The organism is Candidatus Blastococcus massiliensis AP3, assembly GCF_000582785.1.
Classification (GTDB): Bacteria; Actinomycetota; Actinomycetes; order Mycobacteriales; family Geodermatophilaceae; genus Blastococcus; species Blastococcus massiliensis.
Map to the genome: position 1 here is coordinate 621,408 of NZ_HG931174.1, position 18,546 is coordinate 639,953.

Genomic DNA, 18,546 nt, shown 5'->3' on the forward strand with positions numbered 1-18,546 from the left:
GTTCTCGCCGCCGTACCGACCCTGCACACCGGCAAGCCCGACCGCCGCGCGGTCGCGGCGCTCGTCCCGGAGGTCTGATGGCCACCCCCGCGCAGTGGCTGGCCGGCGCCCGGCCGCGCACCCTGCCCGCCGCCCTCGCGCCGGTGCTCGTGGGCACCGGCGTGGCCGCCGCCCTCGACGGCTTCCGCCTGTCCGCCGCGCTGCTGGCGCTGGTGGTCGCGCTCGCCCTGCAGGTCGCGGTCAACTACGCCAACGACTACTCCGACGGCACCCGCGGCACCGACGCCGACCGGGTGGGCCCCATGCGGCTGGTCGGCTCGGGTGCCGCCTCCCCCCGTGCGGTGCTGGTGGCTGCGGCGCTCTCCTTCGCCGTCGCGGCGGTCGCCGGACTGGCGCTGGCCGCGCTGTCGAGCTGGTGGCTGGTCGCCGTCGGTGCGGTCTGCATCCTCGCCGCCTGGACCTACACGGGCGGGCCGATCCCGTACGGCTACCGGGCGCTGGGCGAGGTGTTCGTCTTCGTGTTCTTCGGGCTGGTCGCCGTCGTCGGCACCACGTACGTGCAGACCGGCACGCTGCCCGGGCTCGCCTTCGCCGTCGCCGTCCCCGTCGGGCTGCTCATCGTCGCGATCCTCGTGGTCAACAACCTGCGCGACATCGAGGGGGACGCCCGGGTCGGCAAGCGCACGCTCGCCGTGCTCCTCGGCGACCGGGCCACGCGGCTGGCCTTCGCCGGGTGCTTCGTCGTCGCGCTGCTCGTCGTCGTGGCGGTGGGCATCGAGCGTCCGTGGGTGCTGCTGACCCTGCTCGCGGTCCCGCTGGGCGTCCCGCCGGTCCGCACGGTGCTGAGCGGGGGCCGCGGGCCGGCGCTCATCGCAGCGCTCGCCGGCACCGGTCGGCTCACCCTCGTCACCGGTGTCCTGCTGGGCGCCGGGCTCGCGCTCAGCGGCTGACCGTCAGGCGTCCGGCTGCTCGCCACTCAACCGGGAGCGCAGCTGCTCCTTCTCCGCCCGGCGGGCCATGCTGCGCGCGACCAGCGCCTCGCTGAGCCGCTCGCGGGACTGGCGCAGCGCGAAGTAGGCGACCGGCATCGACAGCAGCAGGCCGAACAGCATCCCGGAGAAGAAGTCCAGGTTGCCGAACTGCCACAGCAGCAGCGTCAGCAGCGCGAAGATGCCGAGCCGCCCCACGGTGTGCAGGACCAGCCAGGGCAGCACCTTCGGCGGTGTGGCCGGGCCCCCCGCCGGAGCGGCCGGGTTCACCGGCCGCGGTGAGCTCGCGGTGTCCTTCTCAGCCATGCCGGCCCTCCCACTTCGTCGACAGCACGACGGTCGTGCGGGTGCGTGCCACGCCCCTGATCCGGTTCAACGCGTTGACGGTGGCCTCGAGTGCCGGGATGTCCGCCACACGCACCTTGAGCACGTAGCCCTCGCTCCCCGCGACCCGCCAGCAGTCCTCGATGCCCGACACCTCGCGCATCGCCGCCTCGAGGCCGGTGTCGTCGACCGAGTCGCTCTCGATCACGCCGATGAGGGCGGTGACGTCCAGGCCGACCGCCGCCGGCTCGATGACCGCCCGGTAACCGGTGATGACGCCGGCCGCCTCCAGCTTGCCCACGCGCTCGTGCACCGCGGGCGAGGACAGCCCCACCTGCCGCGCGAGCTCCGCGTAGCTGGCCCGGCCGTTGGCCCGCAGCAGCTCGATCAGGTGCCGGTCCACGGCGTCGATGGCGATGTCTCCGTCCTCGTGGCGGGCCGCGTCTGCCGGTCCGCCGATCGTGATCCGCCCCCGAGTATCGCCGCCGTCGTACGCTGGTCGGGGACGAGGGGTGAAGCCATGATCTTCCTGGTAGTGCTGGTGGTAGCGATCGTGGTGATCGCGCTGGTCATGCGCGCGGCTGCCCGTCCCGGCGGTCCGGGCGGTCCCGGTGGCGGCCTCCGCCCGCCGCGGCCGCCGCAGCGGCCCCGTCCGCAGCGGCCCACCCGGCCGCTGGCACCCGACGACGACCCGGAGTTCCTCCGCGAGCTCGATCGTCGCACCCGACGGGACGACGGCTCCCCGGCCTGACGCCGGGGTCTCTGTCAGGCCGCGGGGCTCCCGCCGAACAGCTCTCCCACCGGAGCGGCGTCGCGCGCCAGCCCCGGATCGTCCGGCCATCCCACCCGCTCGCCCTCCCGCGACGGGCCGGGCCAGCCCACCTCGCCCTCGCGACCGGGCCGGCCGGCGCCGTCGCGCCCCTCGGCCCCGGCTCCTCCGGCGTGCTGCGGACTGGCGGCTGTCATGCCTGCATGGAAGCACGGGCCCGGACATCCGTCATCGCGCGACGACGCCGGAGCGGCTGTCAGCCGACGTCGGCGTAGCTGTGCAGGCCACTCGAGACGAGGTTCACGAAGGTCAGGTTGAAGATCATGACCGCCAGGCCGACGACGTTCACCCAGGCCGCGGGGCGCCCGCGCCAGCCGGCCGTCGTGCGCGCGTGCAGGTAGCCGGCGTAGACCACCCAGGCGATGAACGACCAGGTCTCCTTCGGGTCCCAGCCCCAGAACCGGCCCCAGGCGCTCTCCGCCCAGATGGCGCCCGCGATGACGGCGAAGGTCCAGATCGGGAAACCGAAGACGGCGGTGCGGTGCGCGAGCCGGTCCAGCACCGACGACGACGGCAGCCGCGAGACGAACCCCGTGCCCCGCTCCTCGGCCGGCTTCTGCTCGTCCTTCTCGCGGATCAGGTAGAGGACGCTGGCGATGCCGCTGACCAGGAAGATGCCGAAGCCGATGATCGCGGCGCTGACGTGGATCGCCAGCCAGCTCGACCGCAGCGCCGCGATGAGCGGGCCGCCCTCGACGTAGAGGAACAGCCCGGTGCCCACCATGCCCAGCACGACGGGGGCGAGCACGAAGACGCCGATGTGCCGCAGCGCGGGCGAGCGCAGGGCCAGGACCACGTAGGTCACGACCGCCACGAGCACGACCGCGGTCGCGAACTCGTACATGTTGCCCCAGGGCAGCCGGTCGGTGCCCAGCCCGCGGAAGACGAGGACGGCGGCGTGCGCCAGCGCGCCGAGCGCGGTCAGGCCGATGCCGGCCGCGCCCAGCCGCTGCGCCCGGCGGCGCGGGGCGTCGTCGGCGGCGGGGTTCTCCGCCACGTCGAGGGCCGGCCCGTTCCCGGCGGCGACCAGCTCGCGCTGCGCGGCCCGGGAGCGCCCGAACGCGAGCTCCGCGCAGAACGCCACGAGGGCGACCGAGTACAGCGCCACGGCGACCGTGAAGAAGGTGTCCGACAGGTCGAGGAGCGACTGGTCAGGAGTCACGCGGGGAGACCTCCGAGTGCGATGCGGTGCGGGCGGCGAGCGCTGCCCTCAGGTCGTCGGTGAGGGCGGCGAAGCGCGGGGCGCTCTCGCCGCTGCCCCGCGTCAGCGAGGCCAGCGTCAGCACGGTACCGCTCCCGTCGGGGCGCGGAGCGGCCCGGGCGAAGACCCGCTCCCGGCGCAGCAGGAGCAGTCCCAGCAGGCCGGTCAGGAGGGAGATCGAGGAGACGAGCACCCAGATCTGGCCGGGGTCGTGCGAGTACTGCAGCGCGGCGAACTCCTTGAAGCCGCTGAAGGTGATGACCGTGCCGTCCTCGAGGGTCATGGACTCCCCGAGGGCGAGGTTGGCCGCGCCGGCCTCCACCAGCCGCCCACGCTCGATCTGGGTGGCGTCCAGCGAGTAGACCGACTGCGGGATGCCGGAGTCCAGGCCCAGATAGCCCTGGTAGGCGACGATCGCGACCTGGGGGTTCAGCGGGCGCGGGTCGATCGAGGTGAGGACGCCGCCCTGCACCATCCCCGTCGGCGCGAAGAACCCCTCCAACGCGAGCTGCTCGTCGCTGCCGGCACCGACGTCCGGGAGCTTCAGCGCCCCCTGGCTGGCCAGCGTCTGCAGATCCGAGGGCAGGAACGGCACGGTGAGGTCGGGGTACGGGGTCCCGTCGGGGAGCGTCACGTCGAAGGTGGGGCTGAAGCCGTGCCCGGTGACGTAGAGCCGGTCGCCGGAGAACCGCAGCGGGTCGTTGACACCGATCGTCGTCGGCCGGCCCTCCTCGCCGGGGGCGCCGTAGCGGATGTCGGCGGTGAACGACGAGGCCGTCAGGTCGGGCTCGTACTCGGCCTTGAACCGCTCGAGGTCCACGCAGGTGGGCGACAGGTCGCCGCTGTCGACCAGCGGTCCGGCGGAGTAGGTGTCGTACTGCTGGAACGAGTTGCAGAAGCCCTGGCCCTCGGTGACCAGGATGCTGCCCTCGTAGCCCCAGAGCTTTCCGCCGGCCAGGCCCAGGAGCAGGGCGACCAGCGAGAGGTGGAACAGCAGGTTGCCGGTCTCCTTGAGATGGCCCTTCTCGGCCGAGACCTCCCCGTCGCGGCGGACGACCCGGTACCGGCGGACCCGCAGCTCCTCCTCGACGACGTCCAGCGCCGCCGCCGGCGGGAGCGGTGTGGTGGTCTCGCCGGAGTCGGGCAGGCGCAGCAGGTTCCGTGGCGCCGGCGGAGGTGCCGCCCGCACTGCCTTGGCGTGCTCCCGCGCGCGCGGCAGCACGCAGCCGATGAGCGAGATGAACAGCAGCAGGTAGACCGCGGCGAACCACGGCGAGCTGAAGACGTCGAAGAGGTACAGCCGGTCGAGCACCGGCGCGAGGTCCGGGTGGTCGGCGAAGTACCGCCGCACGTTGGTCTGCGACAGGGAGCGCTGCGGCAGCAGGGAGCCGGGGACGGCGGCCAGCGCGAGCAGGAAGAGCAGCACGATCGCGGTGCGCATGGCGGTCAGCCGGCGCCACCACTGCAGCAGCAGCGCGGTGATGCGGCGGCCGGCCGAGGGGCGCGCTGGTGGGGGAGGCGCCGCAGGGGGCGCCGGAGCCGTCGTCGTCACAGGGCGGACTCCCCCAGCCCGGTGGTGGCCAGCCAGGACCGCAGCCACTGCATGGCCTCGGTCCAGGCGCCGGTGAGCAGCATCAGCCCGACCAGCACGAGGACGACGCCGCCGAACCGGGTGACCGAACGCGCGTGCCGGCGCAGGAACGAGGTGGCGCCCATGGCCCAGCGCGCGCCGAGGGCGACGAGCACGAACGGCACGCCCAGGCCCAGGCAGTAGGCGACCGACAGCAGGGCTCCGCGGCCGGCGGTGGCCTCGGTGAAGGCCAGCGAGTAGACCGCGCCGAGCGTCGGCCCGAGGCACGGCGTCCAGCCGAGGCCGAAGACGATGCCGAGCAGCGGGGCGCCGGCCAGCCCGGCGGCCGGGCGGACCGACAGCCGCGAGGTCCGCTGCAGCAGCGGCAGCCAGCCCAGGAAGCCCAGCCCGACGACGATGGTGATCGCGCCGAAGACCCGGTTGAGGACGTCGGCGTGCTCGAGCATGAGCCTGCCCAGCCCGCCGAACGCGGCGCCGAACGCGACGAAGACCGCGGTGAAGCCCAGCACGAACAGCAGCGCGCCGAGCACCATGCGCCCCCGGGGCGCCCGCTCGTCGGTCCGCACCGCCGTCGCCGTCGCGGTAGCTGTGGCCGTGGCCGTCGCGCCACCGCCCGGATCCGGTGCGGGAGCCGGTGCGGGACGGGAACCGGAGCCGACCAACCCGGCGACGTAGGACAGGTAGCCGGGCACCAGCGGCAGGACGCACGGCGAGGCGAAGCTGATCAGCCCGACGAGCGCCGCCACCGCCGCGGCGACCAGCAGCGGGCCGTCGGTGACGAGGCCGGCGAAGGTCTCCCCCACGTCAGTCCCCCTCCGCCAGGACGAGATCGACGACGTCCCGCAGGTCCTGCTGCGCGACCTCGGCCGTGTAGACGGCGGCGACGCGGCCCTCCCGATCGAGCACGATGGTCGAGGGGATGGCGTTGGCCGGGTAGTCGCGGAAGGCGAGGGCGACCTCCCCCCTCGGGTCGGAGACGGAGGGGAACTCGATGCCCTGACGGTCCTCGAAGGCCCGGGCGAGCTGCTGGTCGTCCTTGACGTTGATGCCCAGGAACTGGACACCCCGGTCCCGGACCTCGGCGTAGACCTCCTGGAACTGCGGCGACTCGACACGGCAGGGCGGGCACCACGAACCCCAGAAGTTCAGCACGGCGACGTCGCCGTCCAGTTCGTCGGACGAGAACGGCTCGCCCTCCAGCAGCGTCCCGGAGAACTCCGGAGCGGTCGCCCGCTCGTCCGGGGGGATCACCTGGCCGCGCGGGGTGCCGGCCTCGAAGCGGAACTCGCCGCCGTTGTTGACGTCGACGGCCGAGCCCTCGCCGGTCGTGCAGCCGGTCAGGGCCAGCGCGGCGGCGAGGACGGGGAGCAGGAGTCGTCTCATGCGCCCGGCACCGCATCCGGGTCGGTGGCGCCGGCCGGCTCGGCGTAGGTCACGCCGGCGAACCGGTCGCCCTCGTAGGTCACCGAGGTGACGCTGGCCAGGGCGCACTCCCGGCGGCGTGGGTCGTGCAGGTAGCGGCGGCCCTCGAGGTGGAGGCGGACGGTCCAGATGGGCAGCTGGTGGCTGACCAGCACGGCCTCGTGCCCCCGGGCGGTGTCGCGGGCCGCCTCGACGGCGGCGAGCATCCGTGCGGCGATCTCGACGTAGGGCTCGCCCCACGAGGGCTGGAACGGATTGCGCAGCTTCCACCAGTTGCGGGGTGCCCGGAACACCCCTCCCGCGCCTCCCACGACCATGCCCTCGAAGGCGTTGCCGGCCTCGATCAGCCGGTCGTCGGTGCCCACGGTCAGGGCGAACGCCTCGGCCAGCGGCTGGGCGGTCTGCTGCGCCCGCTCCAGCGGGCTGGAGACCAGGTGGGTGACGTCGCGCCCGGCGAACCACTCCGCGGCCGCGACCGCCATCGCCTCGCCCGTCGTGGACAGCCGGAAGTTCGGGAGCCGGCCGTAGAGGACCTTGCCGGGGTTGTGCACCTCACCGTGCCGCAGCAGGTGCACCGTCGTCCGCTCGCTCACGGGGTGACCTCCAGGGCCGGAATGGCCATCAAGGCCCTCATGGGGTGGCCTCCGCGGCGGCACGGGCAGCGGCCGGCAGGGCCTCCAGCACGCGGTCGAGCGCCTCACCGGACAGCTGGGCGTTGACGAACCAGGACTCGAACGCCGACGGCGGCAGGTAGACGCCGCGGGACAGCATGGCGTGGAAGAACGCGGTGTAGCGGGCGACGTCCTGGGTGCGGGCGTCGTCGTAGTTGCGGACCTGGCGCTCGTCGGGCACGAAGAAGACCGAGAACATGCTGCCGGCCTGCTGCACCCGGTGCGGCACCCCGGCGGCGAAGAGCGCGGCCCTGGTCGCGCCGCGGAGCACGGCGGCGACCTCGTCGCAGTGCGCGTAGACCTCCTCGGTGCAGTGCCGCAGCGTCGTCAGCCCGGCCGCGACGGCCACGGGATTCCCCGACAGCGTACCCGCCTGGTAGACCGGCCCGGCCGGCGCGAGGTGCTCCATGAGGTCGGCCCGGCCCCCGAACGCGGCCGCGGGCAGCCCGCCGCCCATGACCTTGCCGAAGGTGAACAGGTCGGCGTCGACCGGGTCGAGGCCGTACCAGCCCGACGGCGACACCCGGAAGCCGGTCATGACCTCGTCGAGGACCAGCAGGGCGCCGTGCGCGGCGGTGATCCGGCGCAGCGCGGCGTTGAAGCCCGGCTCCGGCGGGACGACGCCCATGTTGCCGGCCGCCGCCTCGCTGATCACCGCGGCGATCTGCGGACCCCGCTCGGCGAAGACGGCCTCGACGGCGGCGACGTCGTTGTAGGGCAGCACCACCGTGTCGGCGGCCGCGCCGGTGGTGACACCGGGGGTGTCGGGCAGCCCGAGGGTGGCGACGCCGGACCCGGCGGAGGCCAGGAGCGCGTCGACGTGGCCGTGGTAGTTGCCCGCGAACTTGACGACCAGCGGCCGGCCGGTGACCCCCCGGGCCAGCCGCACCGCCGAGAGCACCGCCTCGGTCCCCGAGTTGACCAACCGGACCCGCTGCACCGGCGGCATGCGCTCGCGGATCTCCTCGGCCAGGTCCAGCTCGCCCTCGGTGGGGGCGCCGAAGGTCAGCCCGCGGCGGGCGGCGGCGGTCACGGCCTCGACGACGGCGGGGTGCGCGTGGCCGAGGATCAGCGGCCCCCACGAGCCGACCAGGTCGACGTAGCGCCGCCCGTCGGCGTCGGTGATCCACGGACCGGAGCCCTCGGTCATGAACCGCGGGGTGCCCCCGACGGCCTGGAAGGCGCGGACGGGTGAGTTGACCCCACCGGGAGTGACGGCGCGGCCGCGGTCGAAGAGGTCGGCCGAGATCGGGGCCTCGTAGGCGTACGGGGTGCTGTCCGGCGAGGTCACGGCCCCAGTGTCCCTTCTCTTCCTGAGCGTTCGTCGGAGGCGTCCGTGACCCTGCCCACGAGCGCCTCGTACAGCGGTGCGGGGTCCCGGGTCGGGACGAGCACCGTGCGGCCGTCGGCGAGCCGGAGCGGGAGCCCGGTGCGACCGCGGGGCAGCGACCAGCCGCCCCCCAGCACGGGCGCGCCGGCGTCGACACCGGCGTCGACGGCGAGCAGGTGCTCGAGGTCGACCTCGGCGTACCGGACCGTCTCGCGCCCGACGGAGAGCCCGTCGTCGTCCACGCGGACGGTCCAGAGGCGCTGCGCCGACAGGCAGCCGATCCCGACGACGCCCAGCACACCGGCGACGGCGACCACCCAGAGCAGGACCGGCACGTCGCCGCCGGGCAGGGCCAGGTCGAGCACGACGAAGACCGCGAGGGCACCGGCGACCCACCAGAACGGCCGCCAGGACCCTCCGGGCTCCGTGTAGACCTCTCGCGGCCCCGCCATCACGTCACCCGCGGGCCAGCCACCGCGCGGCCTCGACCGCCCAGTACGTGAGCACCTGCCCGGCACCGGCCCGGCGGATCGCGGTCAGCGTCTCCAGGATCGCCCGCTCGCGGTCGATCCAGCCGTTGGCGGCGGCCGCCTCGACCATCGCGTACTCACCGCTCACCTGGTACGCGCTCACCGGCACGTCGACGGCGGCGGCGACCCGGGCGACGATGTCCAGGTAGGGCAGTGCGGGCTTCACCATGACGGCGTCGGCCCCCTCGGCGAGGTCCTGGCGCACCTCCCGCAGCGCCTCGTCCGCGTTCGGCGGGTCCATCTGGTAGGTCGACCGGTCGCCGAACTGCGGCGCACCCTCGGCCGCCTCGCGGAAGGGCCCGTAGAAGCCCGAGGCGTACTTGGCGGCGTAGGCCAGGATCGGGATCTCGGAGAAGGCCGCGCTGTCCAGGCCGGCGCGGATCGCGGCCACCTGGCCGTCCATCATCCCGCTGGGCGCGACCAGGTGGGCACCGGCCTGGGCCTGCGCGATCGCCACCGCGGCGTACCGGTCCAGCGTCGGGTCGTTGTCGACCAGGCCCGCCGGCGTCACCACGCCGCAGTGGCCGTGGTCGGTGTACTCGCACAAGCAGAGGTCGGCCATGAGGACGAGTTCGTCCCCCAGGTCCGCGCGCAGGTTCTGCAGCGCCACGTTGACGACGCCGTCGGCGGCGTCGGCCTGCGACCCGGCCGGGTCCTTCTCCGACGGGATGCCGAAGAGGATCAGCCCGCCGATGCCCGCCTCGGCGGCCTCGTGCGCGGCCTTCCGCAGCGAGTCCTGGCTGTGCTGGACCACGCCGGGCATCGAGGCGATCGGCACCGGCTCGGCGATGTCCTGCTTGACGAAGACCGGCAGCACCAGGTCCGCCGGTGCGACCCGGGTCTGCGCGGTCAGCCGCCGCAGGGCCGGCGTCGACCGGAGCCGCCGCCCCCGGGCGAACCCGGGAGCGGCGCCGCCGGCACGATCGCTCACTTGCCCTCGCCGTCCTCCGACTCGCGCAGGGACAGGGCGTACTCGGCCAGCGCGTCGACCAGCGGCGCGACGGCGGCCGTCTCGGGCTGGACGTCGACCCGCAGGCCGAACTCCTGCGCGCTGGCCGCGGTCGCGGGGCCGATCACGGCGACGACCGTCTTGGCGTGCGGCTTGCCGGCGATGCCGACGAGGTTGCGCACCGTGCTCGACGAGGTGAAGCACACCGCGTCGAATCCGCCGCCCTTGATCGCCTCCCGGACGCTCGCGGCCGGCGGAGCGGCACGGACGGTGCGGTAGGCGGTGACGTCGTCGACCTCCCAGCCGCGCTCCACCAGCCCGGCGGCGAGCACCTCGGTGGCGATGTCGGCGTGCGGCAGGAGCACCCGGTTGATCGGGTCGAGCACGTCGTCGTACTCCGGGAAGTCCGCCAGCAGGCCCTGGCTCGACTGCTCGCCGGTGGGCACCAGCTCCGGCTCGATGCCGAAGGCGCGGACCGCGTCGGCGGTCTGCTCCCCCACGCAGCCGACCTTGACCCCGGCGAAGGCGCGGGCGTCCAGGCCGAGCTCGGCGAACTTCTCGCGCACCGCCTTCACCGCGTTGACCGAGGTGAAGACGATCCAGCCGTAGCGGCCGGTGACCAGCCCCTTCACCGCGCGGTCCATCTGCGCGGGGCTGCGCGGCGGCTCGACGGCGATCGTGGGCACCTCGACCGGCACGGCGCCGTAGGCCCGCAGCCGATCGCTCATCTCGCCGGCCTGGTCCTTGGTGCGCGGCACGAGGACCCGCCAGCCGAACAGCGGGCGGCTCTCCCACCACGACATGCGGGCGCGCTTGTCGACGGCGGGGCCGACGGTGGCCACGACCGGGCCGGTGAAGGTGTCGAGCCCGGCGACCTTCTCGGCGACGGCCGACAGCTTGGCGACGACGCTCTTCTGGGCCGTGCTCGAGCCGTTGGTGGTGACGACGACCGGCGTGCTGCCGGACAGCCCGCCCTCCACCAGCCGGGCCGCGGCGTCGGGCAGCTCCTCGGCGGAGGCACGCAGGACCAGCGTGCCGCCGGTCGAGGCGGCGGCACCGGCCAGCGCGGCGACATCGACGCCGCTGCGCAGGTCGGCGGTGAGCGCGGTGCTGCCGGGAGCGACACCGGCGAAGGCCGGGACTGCGGTGGCCGACGCGACGCCGGGCACCACGTCGAAGGCGACCGAGGTGCGGCCCACGGCCAGCACCTCCTTGATCGCGCCGTCGTCGGTGTACGGGTCGCCGGCGACGAGCCGGACCACCACGGCGCCGCCCTTGGCGGCGCCGACGGCGGCCTTGGCCACCTCGGCCGGCTCACCGGTCGCGACCACGACCTCGGCCGCGGGGTTGATCCCGCGGACGGCGTCCTGGACGGCGGCCGGCACGTCGGCGTCGACGACGACCTGGGCCGCCTCGGTCAGTGCGGCCGTCGCACGTGCGGTCAGCATGCCGGGATCGCCCGGCCCTGCACCGACGAAGACGACCCGGCCGGCGCTGCCGACGGTCTTGCGGAAGCGCGTCATCGCGTGCTCCTGATCCTGGCCCGGAGGGCCGTTGTTGCTGGGGTCTGCATGGGGTGGGCGATCACTGCTCGACCGCCATGAGCTCGACCGCGCCGCGGTCGAGCAGGTCGTCGGCCAGCGCGCGGCCCAGGGCCGCGGCATCGGCCAGCGCTCCGGTGACGGAGCCGCGGACGCCGTCGCTGCCGTCGAGCGCGGTCACCGACGCGCGCAGGAACAGCTCGAGGCCGTCCTCGCCCTCGGCGACCTCCGCGTAGGCCGCCACGGGCGCGCTGCACCCGGCTTCGAGGGTGGCCAGCGTCGTGCGCTCGGCGAGTGCGCAGGCGCGCGTGACCGGGTGCTCGAGGCGGCCGAGCAGCTCCCGCGTGCGGGCGTCGCTGGTCCGGCACTCCACGGCCAGGGCCCCCTGCGCGGGGGCGGGCAGCACCTGGATGGGGTCGAGGGTCTCGGTGATGACGCCGAGGCGTCCCAGCCGGGAGAGCCCGGCGCGCGCGAGCACCACGGCGTCCAGATCGCCGGGGCCGGTCGCGGAGCCGGCGACGCGGCCGAGGCGGGTGTCGACGTTGCCGCGGATCGGCACGACCTCCAGGCCCAGGCCCAGCGCCCGCAGCTGCGCGACGCGCCGCGGTGCGCCGGTGCCCACCTTCGACCCCGCGGGCAGCTCGCCGAGCGTCAGGCCGTCGCGGGCGACCAGCGCGTCGCGCGGGTCCTCGCGGGGCGGCACGGCGGCGAGGATCAGCCCGGGCTCGGGCGCCGTCGGCAGGTCCTTGTAGCTGTGCACGGCCAGGTCGATGTCGCCGGCCAGCAACGCGTCGCGCAGCGCGGTGACGAACACGCCGGTGCCGCCGAGCTGGGCGATCGCGGCCTGGGAGCGGTCGCCCTCGGTGGTGATGTGCACCAGCTCCACCGGGGTGCCGGTCGCCGCGGTGATGGCGTCCGCGACGCCCTGCGACTGGGTGGAGGCCAGGGCACTGGCCCGGGTGCCGAGCCGGAGGACCCCGGTGGCGGTCGTCGTCGGCGAGGAGCCCACGGTGGTCATGCGCCACCCCCGGCCCGCTCGGGGTCGACGGTGACGGCGTCGGCCAGGCTGGCCGCGTCGCCGGCGACGTCGGCGTCGATGCCCAGGCCGAACAGGGCCCGCAGCGCGCCGGCGTAGTCGGTGCCTCCGGGCACGGCGGAGAGCTCCTTGACCCGCACGGTCGGCTCGTGGAGCAGCTTGTCGACGACCCGGCGGACGGTGCGCGCCACCTCCGCCCGCGTGCGGGGGTCGAGGTCGGGCAGCCGGGTGGAGAGCCGGAGCAGCTCCGCGTCGACGACCTCGGCGGCCTGGCTGCGCAGCGCCGAGACGGTGGGCGCGACGGCGGCGGCCTGCTGTTCGGCGCGCAGGAGCGCCGCCTCGGCCTCGATCATCGCGTGCGCGGCGACGATGTCGTCGGCGGCGACCGGGCTGGTGGCGGTGCCGTCGTGCGCGGCCCGCTCCCCCTGCAGCAGGGCGAGGTCCACCAGGTGCACGCCCGGCAGGGCGGCCACGCCCGGGTCGACGTCGTGGGGCAGGGCGAGGTCGACCACGGCCAGCGGCCGCGCGTCGCGCTCCCGCATGGCGGTGGCCACGGTGTCGGTGCTGACGACGACCCCCGACGCCCCGGTGCACGAGACCAGGACGTCGGCGGCGACGAGTTCCCCGGCGCTGTCGGCCAGCTGCACGGCGCGGCCGCCGATGGCCGCGGCCAGCCGCTCGGCCGAGGCATGGGTGCGGCTGCCGACGACGACGTCGGCCCCACGGCGGGCCAGCGTGGTCGCGGCCAGGGCGCCCATGGAGCCGGCGCCGACGACGAGCGCCCGGCGGCCGGTGAGGTCGCCGATGCGCGCCTCGGCCCGGTCCAGCGCCACGGAGACGAGGGAGGCCCCGGCCCGGTCGATGCCGGTCTCGGCGTGCACCCGCTTGCCCACCCGCAGGGCGCGCTGGGCGATCGGGTGCAGCGCCCGGCCGACGGTGCCCTCCTCGCGGGCCAGCGCGTACGCGGCCCGCAGCTGTCCCAGCACCTGCGTCTCGCCGACGACCATCGAGTCCAGCCCGGCGGCGACGGTGAACAGGTGCGTGACGGCCTGGTCCTCGTAGTGGACGGTGACGTACGGGGAGAGCTCCTCGACCGAGGCGCCGGCCTGGCGGGCCAGCACCCGGCTGACGTCGGTGACGCCGCCGTGGAAGCGCTCGACCTCGGCGAACACCTCGACCCGGTTGCAGGTGGCCAGCACCAGGGCCTCGGCCACGTGGTCACCCTCGACCAGCTCGTGCAGGGCCTTGACGCGGTCGTCGTCGCTCATCGCGAACTGCTCGAGCAGTGCCACGGGAGCGGTGCGGTGGCTGATGCCCACGGCCAGGAGGCTCATGCCGACTCCTCCACGGACGCCCCGCGGGCTGCCGACGGCACCAGGCGCTGCTGGCCCAGGAAGGCCAGAACCTGCAGCTCGACGGACAGGTCCACCTTGCGGACGTCGACCCCCGGGGGCGCGGCCAGGGTCACCGGCGCGAAGTTCAGGATGCTCTGCACCCCGGCCGCGGCCAGCCGGTCGCAGACCTGCTGGGCCACCTCGGCCGGCGTGGTGATGACGCCGATGGAGGCTCCCGTCGCCGCGACGACCTCCTCGAGCTCGTCGAGCGAGCGCACGGTCAGGTCGCCGATCCGCTGCCCGACGCGGGCCGGCGAGGCGTCGAACAGCCCCACGAAGTCGAACCCACGGGTACCGAAGCCGGCGTAGTCGGCCAGGGCCGAACCGAGGTTTCCGATGCCCACCAGGACGCAGGCCCGGGCACGCTCGACGCCGAGGACGCGGGCCAGCCGGTCGCGCAACGAGCGCACCTCGTAGCCGACACCGCGCACGCCGCAGGGCCCCAGGTGGGAGAGATCCTTGCGGAGACCCGCGGGATTGACCCCGGCGGCCGAGGCCAGCTCACCCGAGGACACCGTGGTCCGGCCGCCGTCGGCGAGCGTGGTCAGCACCCGCAGGTACACGGCCAGGCGGGCGACGGTGGCCTCCGGGATGGTCCGGGGCCGCGGCTGCATCAACGGGCTCTCCACAGCGGCCGCCCGCCCGGACCCGGCAGGAGCCCGGGCGGTGCGGCGGCACGCAGAACGACGACGACAAGGAACGGCTTCGCGGGCACCGAGGCGCTCGCGGACGCCACGGTAGCCGCTTGTGAACGCTGGAACAAAGTCCCTGACGGCGTGACGGCTCGCTGACCGGCCCGAACGGGTGGCGCTGTGGTGGAGACCACGCCGAGGGCCCCGCTCCGCCCCTCCGTCAGCCGATCCCGAGGTCCTGTCGCAGTCGCGGGACGTCGACGGTGAAGTAGGAGTGCTCCCGCCCGTCCAGGACGACGACCGGTACGCGGTCGCCGTACTCGGCCTGCAGGTCCGGGTCGGTGTCGACGTCGACCGCCTCGACCCGCGCCCCGGCCTCCGCCGCGATCCGGTCCAGCGTCTCGGCGGCCACCTCGCAGAGATGGCAGCCGGCCCTGGTCATCAGCCGCAGCCGCGGAGCCGGCTCAGTCGTCACCGGACTCCGGCTCCGTCTCGGCGGCGGTCAGACCCAGCTCGCGCAGGCGGGCCCGGCTGACCTTGCCGGTCAGGGAGTGCGGCAGGGAGGGCAGGAACTGCACCGAGGTGGGCACCTTGTAGCGGGCCAGCGAGGTCGCGGCATGGTCGCGGAGCTCCTCGAACGAGAGCTTCTCACCGGGCTCCAGGGCCACCACCGCCCGCACGGCGGAGCCGGTCCGGGCGTCGGGCATGCCGATGACCGCGCTCTCGGCGACCGCCGGGTGCGTGTCGAGCACCCGCTCGACCTCGGCCGGGTAGACGTTGAAGCCGCTGACCAGGATCAGGTCGCTGCGGCGGTCGACCAGGTGGTAGTCGCCGTCGGCGTCCCGGTAGGCGAGGTCGCCGGTGCCCAGCCAGCCATCGGCGTCGGGACCGTCGACCCCGTCCGGCCAGTAGCCGGAGAAGAGGTTCGGCCCGCGGATCCAGAGCTCGCCGGGCCCCTCGTCGTCGCCCTCGCCGTGCTCCTCGTCGTGATCCTCGGCGACTGCTTCCGTCCGGTCCTCCTGGCCGGTCAGGTCGCCGCCGTCGACCTCTCCGCCGGAGGCCTCGACGTCGCCCGCATCCTCGACGTCGCCCGCATCCTCGGCGCCGGCCGCGGGATCGGTGGCAGCCGCGGGGTCGGTGGTGGCGGTGTCGCGCAGGACCAGCTCCACGCCCGGCAGCGGACCGCCGATGCAGCTCGGCTTGGCGCGGCCGGTGGCCAGGGTGCTGGCGACGACCGGCGCGGCCTCGGTCAGGCCGTAGCCCTCCCAGACCGTGATCGCCGCCCGGTCGCGCATCGCCGTCCACACCTCCTCGGGCAGAGGCGCAGCGCCCGCGGAGGCGATCCGGACGGCGGCGAACCCGCGGCGCAGCTCGGCGTCGCTGCCGTCGGCGTCGGCCATGGCCAGCCACGCCTGGTACATCGGCGGCGCCCCGGGGACGGCCGTCACCTGCTCCTGGGCCATGACCGTCAGCGTCGCGCGCGGGTCGAAGCCCTCCTCGAGCACCGCGCACGCACCGGTGGCGGCGACCAGGCCGAAACCGGCGTTCAGGCCGTACACGTGGAACAGCGGCAGCACGAGGAGCACGCGGTCGTCCGGACGGACCGGCGGCGGGCTCATGGCCAGGCACTGCTCCTGGTTGGCCCGCAGTGCACCGGAGGTGAGCATCGCGCCGCGCGGCCGGCCGGTCGTGCCGCTGGTGTAGCAGAGGAAGGCCAGCGCCTCGTCGTCGTCGGCGACGGCGGGCGGCGGGCCGTCCGCGTCGGGCGGCCCCGGGCACACGGGCACGCCGGCGAGCTCGTCGCGCGGCGCGGGGGCGACGAGCAGCGCGGCACCCGAGTCGGTGAGGAGGTACTCGAGCTCGGGCTCGGTGTAGGCGGTGTTCACGGGCACGACGACGAGCCCGGCCCGCAGCGCGCCGAGCACGGCCCTCAGCCACCCGACGGAGTTGGGCAGCTGCACGGCCACCCGGTCCCCCGGCGCGAGATCGCGCGCGGCGTACCCGGCCGCGGCACGGTCGACCGCGGCGTCGAGCTCGGCCCAGCTCAGCCGCTGGTCACGGGTGACCACCGCCGGCGCGTCCGGGCGCTTCCGGGCCGCGGTCCGCACCAGCGCGGCCAGGGACCTCCCTGCCTCCTGGTCCGGCACATCTCCTCCGTGGGCGCGGGCGGGCGCCCCGACCGGGGGACCCGGTCGGTGCGTCCGGCGGTGTTGGCGTGGACGGGCAGGGGCGATGTTGTCACCATGGGGCGAGCCCCGCAGCTTCGCGCGCCGCACGTCGCCGAGTCGCCGGGGAAGAGACGGTCCAGGTCCGCGGGCCGATGAGGAGGTCATAGCCCGCATGGCGCACCCCCTGGACGCCGAGCAGCCGGCTCCTGCCGCTGCCCCGCGACCCCGGCCGCGCCCCGGTCCGCGCCCGCGGCCCACGCCGTACCCCCGGTCGAGCACCGAGGTGCTCGCGCACGCGGCCGGCACGGAGGTCGTCGAGCCGAACGTCGTCGCCTCCGAGTTCCCCCACGACGCCGACCTCCCCGGCGACGGCAGCGAGGCGCAGGTAGCCACCCCGCCCGCCCCCGCTGCCGGCGAGCCGGACGTGTGGTCGTGGGTGCGCCGCACGCAGGAGGGGGACGCCGAGGCGTTCGGCGAGCTGTACGACCACTACGTGTCGTTGGTGTTCCGGTACGTCTACAACCGGGTCGGCGACCGGGCCACGGCCGAGGACGTGACCAGCGAGACCTTCGTCCGAGCGCTGCGCCGGATCGACTCGCTGAGCTTCCAGGGCCGCGACGTCGGCGCGTGGCTGGTCACGATCGCCCGCAACATCGTCCTGGACCACGTGAAGAGCAGCCGCTACCGGCTCGAGGTCGCCACCGCGGACATGCGCGACGCCGACCGCGCCACCGACGGACCCGAGGACGCCGTCGTCACCCACCTGACCAACCGCGAGCTGCTGGCCTGCGTCCAGCAGCTGGGCAGCGAGCAGCAGGAGTGCATCGTGCTGCGCTTCATCCACGGTCTCTCGGTCGCGGAGACCGCCGAGATCATGGGCAAGAAGGACGGCGCCATCAAGGCGCTGCAGCACCGCGCCGTGAGACGCCTTGCCGGGCTGCTGCCGGAGGGGCTGAGATGAGCGGCACATCGTCGGCCCGGGCCGTAACCGAGCGCCCCGGACCGTCGTTGAACCGTCTGCAGCGCGGTGTGCCGACAGGCCGGCATCCCGCCCGAACCACCGGAGGAAGCGCGTGACCACGCACGAGAGCAATGCGGCGCCGCCCCGCCGTGCTGCCCTGCGTGGGGACGAGGCCGATGCCCAGGTCGTCGCCCTGCTCGAACGGCTGGCCCCGGAGCTCGACGTCGAGCCCGATCCGGCCTTCCGCATGGCCACCCGGCAGCGGCTCGTCGCGATGGCCGCCGTCCGCTCGCCCGAGCCCGCCCGGCCCTCCGGGCTGCGTCGCCTGCTGGCGGCGCGCGCATCCGATCTGCCGGCTCCCCGCTGGCGCTCGCGGATGACCGCGGGGCTGGCCGGCGCTGCCCTGACCGTGACCTCGCTGGCCACGCTGGTGGCGCTGTCCACCGAGGCCCGCCCCGGCGACGCCCTCTACGCCCTCAAGCGCGGCACCGAGCAGACCCAGCTGGCGCTGGCCGGCGACTCCCGCGGCCAGGTCCTGCTGGATCTCGCCCGCAACCGGCTCGACGAGCTGGGTGAGCTGGGCGACGACGCCGCTCTCGCGGAGTCCACCCTCGCCACGATGGACAGCCAGACCTCCGAGGGCGCCTCCTGGCTCACGACCAGGGCCGTCGAGACCGGCGACACCGCCCAGCTCGACCGGCTCGCCGGCTGGACCGCCGAGCAGTCGACGCTGCTCGGTGCGACCCAGGACGACGTGCCGCCCGCCGCGGCCGACGACGTCGACGCCTCGCTGGCCCTGCTCGCGGAGGTCTCCGCGCGGGTCGACGGCCTGCGCGCCGCCCTCGGGTGCTGGGCCGGACCGGCCACCTCCGGCACGGACGACCTCGGTCCCCTGCCGGTCGCCTGCCCCGTTCCCCCCGCGCCCGACGTCCCGGGCGTCGACTCGCCCCCGGTCGCGCCCCCCGCGCCCGGCGGGCC

At 75.0% G+C, this 18,546-nt stretch carries 21 protein-coding genes; 4 read left to right on the forward strand and 17 right to left on the reverse strand.

Going from position 1 to position 18,546, the window contains the following annotated elements; all coding sequences use genetic code 11:
• The first annotated feature begins 77 nt into the window (after positions 1–77).
• Positions 78–950, forward strand: a complete 873-nt coding sequence (locus tag BN344_RS11445) for a 1,4-dihydroxy-2-naphthoate polyprenyltransferase (protein WP_040338597.1) — start codon at positions 78–80, stop codon at positions 948–950.
• A gap of 3 nt (positions 951–953) precedes the next feature.
• Here BN344_RS11445 and BN344_RS11450 read toward each other — a convergent pair whose 3' ends face one another.
• Positions 954–1,295 (reverse strand): DUF4229 domain-containing protein, encoded by a 342-nt coding sequence (locus BN344_RS11450; protein ID WP_040338598.1) that lies wholly within the window; start codon positions 1,293–1,295, stop codon positions 954–956.
• The gene (locus BN344_RS11455) at positions 1,288–1,716 is read right to left on the reverse strand and encodes an Lrp/AsnC family transcriptional regulator (protein WP_231486743.1); all 429 of its coding nucleotides are present in this window, start codon (positions 1,714–1,716) and stop codon (positions 1,288–1,290) included. The genes BN344_RS11450 and BN344_RS11455 overlap by 8 nt, the downstream gene beginning before the upstream one ends.
• A 117-nt stretch (positions 1,717–1,833) precedes the next feature.
• Between BN344_RS11455 and BN344_RS11460 the strand changes: the two genes are divergently transcribed.
• Positions 1,834–2,064, forward strand: coding sequence for a hypothetical protein (locus BN344_RS11460; protein WP_040339136.1), 231 nt, complete (start codon positions 1,834–1,836; stop codon positions 2,062–2,064).
• Positions 2,065–2,078: 14 nt separating this feature from the next.
• On the opposite strand, the gene BN344_RS20270 is transcribed toward BN344_RS11460, so the two are convergent.
• From BN344_RS20270 to BN344_RS11530, 15 genes are all read right to left on the reverse strand, one after another.
• Positions 2,079–2,279, reverse strand: a complete 201-nt coding sequence (locus tag BN344_RS20270; protein WP_166518223.1) for a hypothetical protein — start codon at positions 2,277–2,279, stop codon at positions 2,079–2,081.
• Between the two features lie 59 nt (positions 2,280–2,338).
• A complete protein-coding gene (gene ccsB, locus BN344_RS11465) occupies positions 2,339–3,304 on the reverse strand; it encodes a c-type cytochrome biogenesis protein CcsB (RefSeq protein WP_040338599.1) in 966 nt (321 codons plus the stop codon).
• Positions 3,294–4,895 carry a cytochrome c biogenesis protein ResB gene (gene resB / locus BN344_RS11470; RefSeq protein ID WP_040338600.1) on the reverse strand — a complete coding sequence of 534 codons (1,602 nt, stop codon included), beginning with the start codon at positions 4,893–4,895 and terminating at the stop codon, positions 3,294–3,296. Before resB ends, ccsB begins: the two co-directional genes overlap by 11 nt.
• The gene (locus tag BN344_RS11475; RefSeq protein WP_040338601.1) at positions 4,892–5,737 is read right to left on the reverse strand and encodes a cytochrome c biogenesis CcdA family protein; all 846 of its coding nucleotides are present in this window, start codon (positions 5,735–5,737) and stop codon (positions 4,892–4,894) included. The genes resB and BN344_RS11475 overlap by 4 nt, the downstream gene beginning before the upstream one ends.
• Position 5,738: 1 nt before the next feature.
• Entirely contained in the window at positions 5,739–6,317 is a 579-nt protein-coding gene (locus BN344_RS11480) for a TlpA family protein disulfide reductase (protein ID WP_040338602.1), read from the reverse strand.
• Positions 6,314–6,949: a histidine phosphatase family protein gene (locus tag BN344_RS11485; RefSeq protein WP_040338603.1), complete on the reverse strand. Its 636-nt coding sequence runs from the start codon at positions 6,947–6,949 to the stop codon at positions 6,314–6,316. Before BN344_RS11485 ends, BN344_RS11480 begins: the two co-directional genes overlap by 4 nt.
• A gap of 37 nt (positions 6,950–6,986) precedes the next feature.
• Positions 6,987–8,318: a glutamate-1-semialdehyde 2,1-aminomutase gene (gene hemL / locus BN344_RS11490; RefSeq protein WP_051515809.1), complete on the reverse strand. Its 1,332-nt coding sequence runs from the start codon at positions 8,316–8,318 to the stop codon at positions 6,987–6,989.
• Positions 8,315–8,809 carry a hypothetical protein gene (locus BN344_RS11495; RefSeq protein ID WP_040339138.1) on the reverse strand — a complete coding sequence of 165 codons (495 nt, stop codon included), beginning with the start codon at positions 8,807–8,809 and terminating at the stop codon, positions 8,315–8,317. The genes hemL and BN344_RS11495 overlap by 4 nt, the downstream gene beginning before the upstream one ends.
• Positions 8,810–8,813: 4 nt before the next feature.
• Positions 8,814–9,818, reverse strand: coding sequence for a porphobilinogen synthase (gene hemB / locus BN344_RS11500; RefSeq protein WP_040338604.1), 1,005 nt, complete (start codon positions 9,816–9,818; stop codon positions 8,814–8,816).
• Positions 9,815–11,359: a bifunctional uroporphyrinogen-III C-methyltransferase/uroporphyrinogen-III synthase gene (locus BN344_RS11505; RefSeq protein ID WP_040338605.1), complete on the reverse strand. Its 1,545-nt coding sequence runs from the start codon at positions 11,357–11,359 to the stop codon at positions 9,815–9,817. Before BN344_RS11505 ends, hemB begins: the two co-directional genes overlap by 4 nt.
• Positions 11,360–11,420: 61 nt before the next feature.
• On the reverse strand, positions 11,421–12,395 hold the full coding sequence (gene hemC, locus BN344_RS11510; RefSeq protein ID WP_040338606.1) for a hydroxymethylbilane synthase: 975 nt from the start codon (positions 12,393–12,395) through the stop codon (positions 11,421–11,423).
• Positions 12,392–13,747, reverse strand: coding sequence for a glutamyl-tRNA reductase (locus tag BN344_RS11515; protein WP_040338607.1), 1,356 nt, complete (start codon positions 13,745–13,747; stop codon positions 12,392–12,394). The genes hemC and BN344_RS11515 overlap by 4 nt, the downstream gene beginning before the upstream one ends.
• Entirely contained in the window at positions 13,744–14,421 is a 678-nt protein-coding gene (locus tag BN344_RS11520) for a redox-sensing transcriptional repressor Rex (protein ID WP_040338608.1), read from the reverse strand. Before BN344_RS11520 ends, BN344_RS11515 begins: the two co-directional genes overlap by 4 nt.
• A gap of 238 nt (positions 14,422–14,659) precedes the next feature.
• Positions 14,660–14,914 carry a glutaredoxin family protein gene (locus BN344_RS11525; protein ID WP_040338609.1) on the reverse strand — a complete coding sequence of 85 codons (255 nt, stop codon included), beginning with the start codon at positions 14,912–14,914 and terminating at the stop codon, positions 14,660–14,662.
• Complete coding sequence (locus BN344_RS11530) at positions 14,904–16,586, reverse strand: AMP-binding protein (RefSeq protein ID WP_051515811.1); 1,683 nt, start codon at positions 16,584–16,586, stop codon at positions 14,904–14,906. The genes BN344_RS11525 and BN344_RS11530 overlap by 11 nt, the downstream gene beginning before the upstream one ends.
• 193 nt (positions 16,587–16,779) lie before the next feature.
• On the opposite strand from BN344_RS11530, the gene BN344_RS11535 reads away from it, so the two are divergent.
• Together BN344_RS11535 and BN344_RS11540 are read left to right on the forward strand one after the other, a co-directional pair.
• A complete protein-coding gene (locus tag BN344_RS11535) occupies positions 16,780–17,568 on the forward strand; it encodes a sigma-70 family RNA polymerase sigma factor (RefSeq protein ID WP_040338610.1) in 789 nt (262 codons plus the stop codon).
• Between the two features lie 112 nt (positions 17,569–17,680).
• Positions 17,681–18,546: DUF5667 domain-containing protein (locus BN344_RS11540; RefSeq protein WP_051515812.1), on the forward strand; the 866-nt coding region annotated here is incomplete at its 3' end.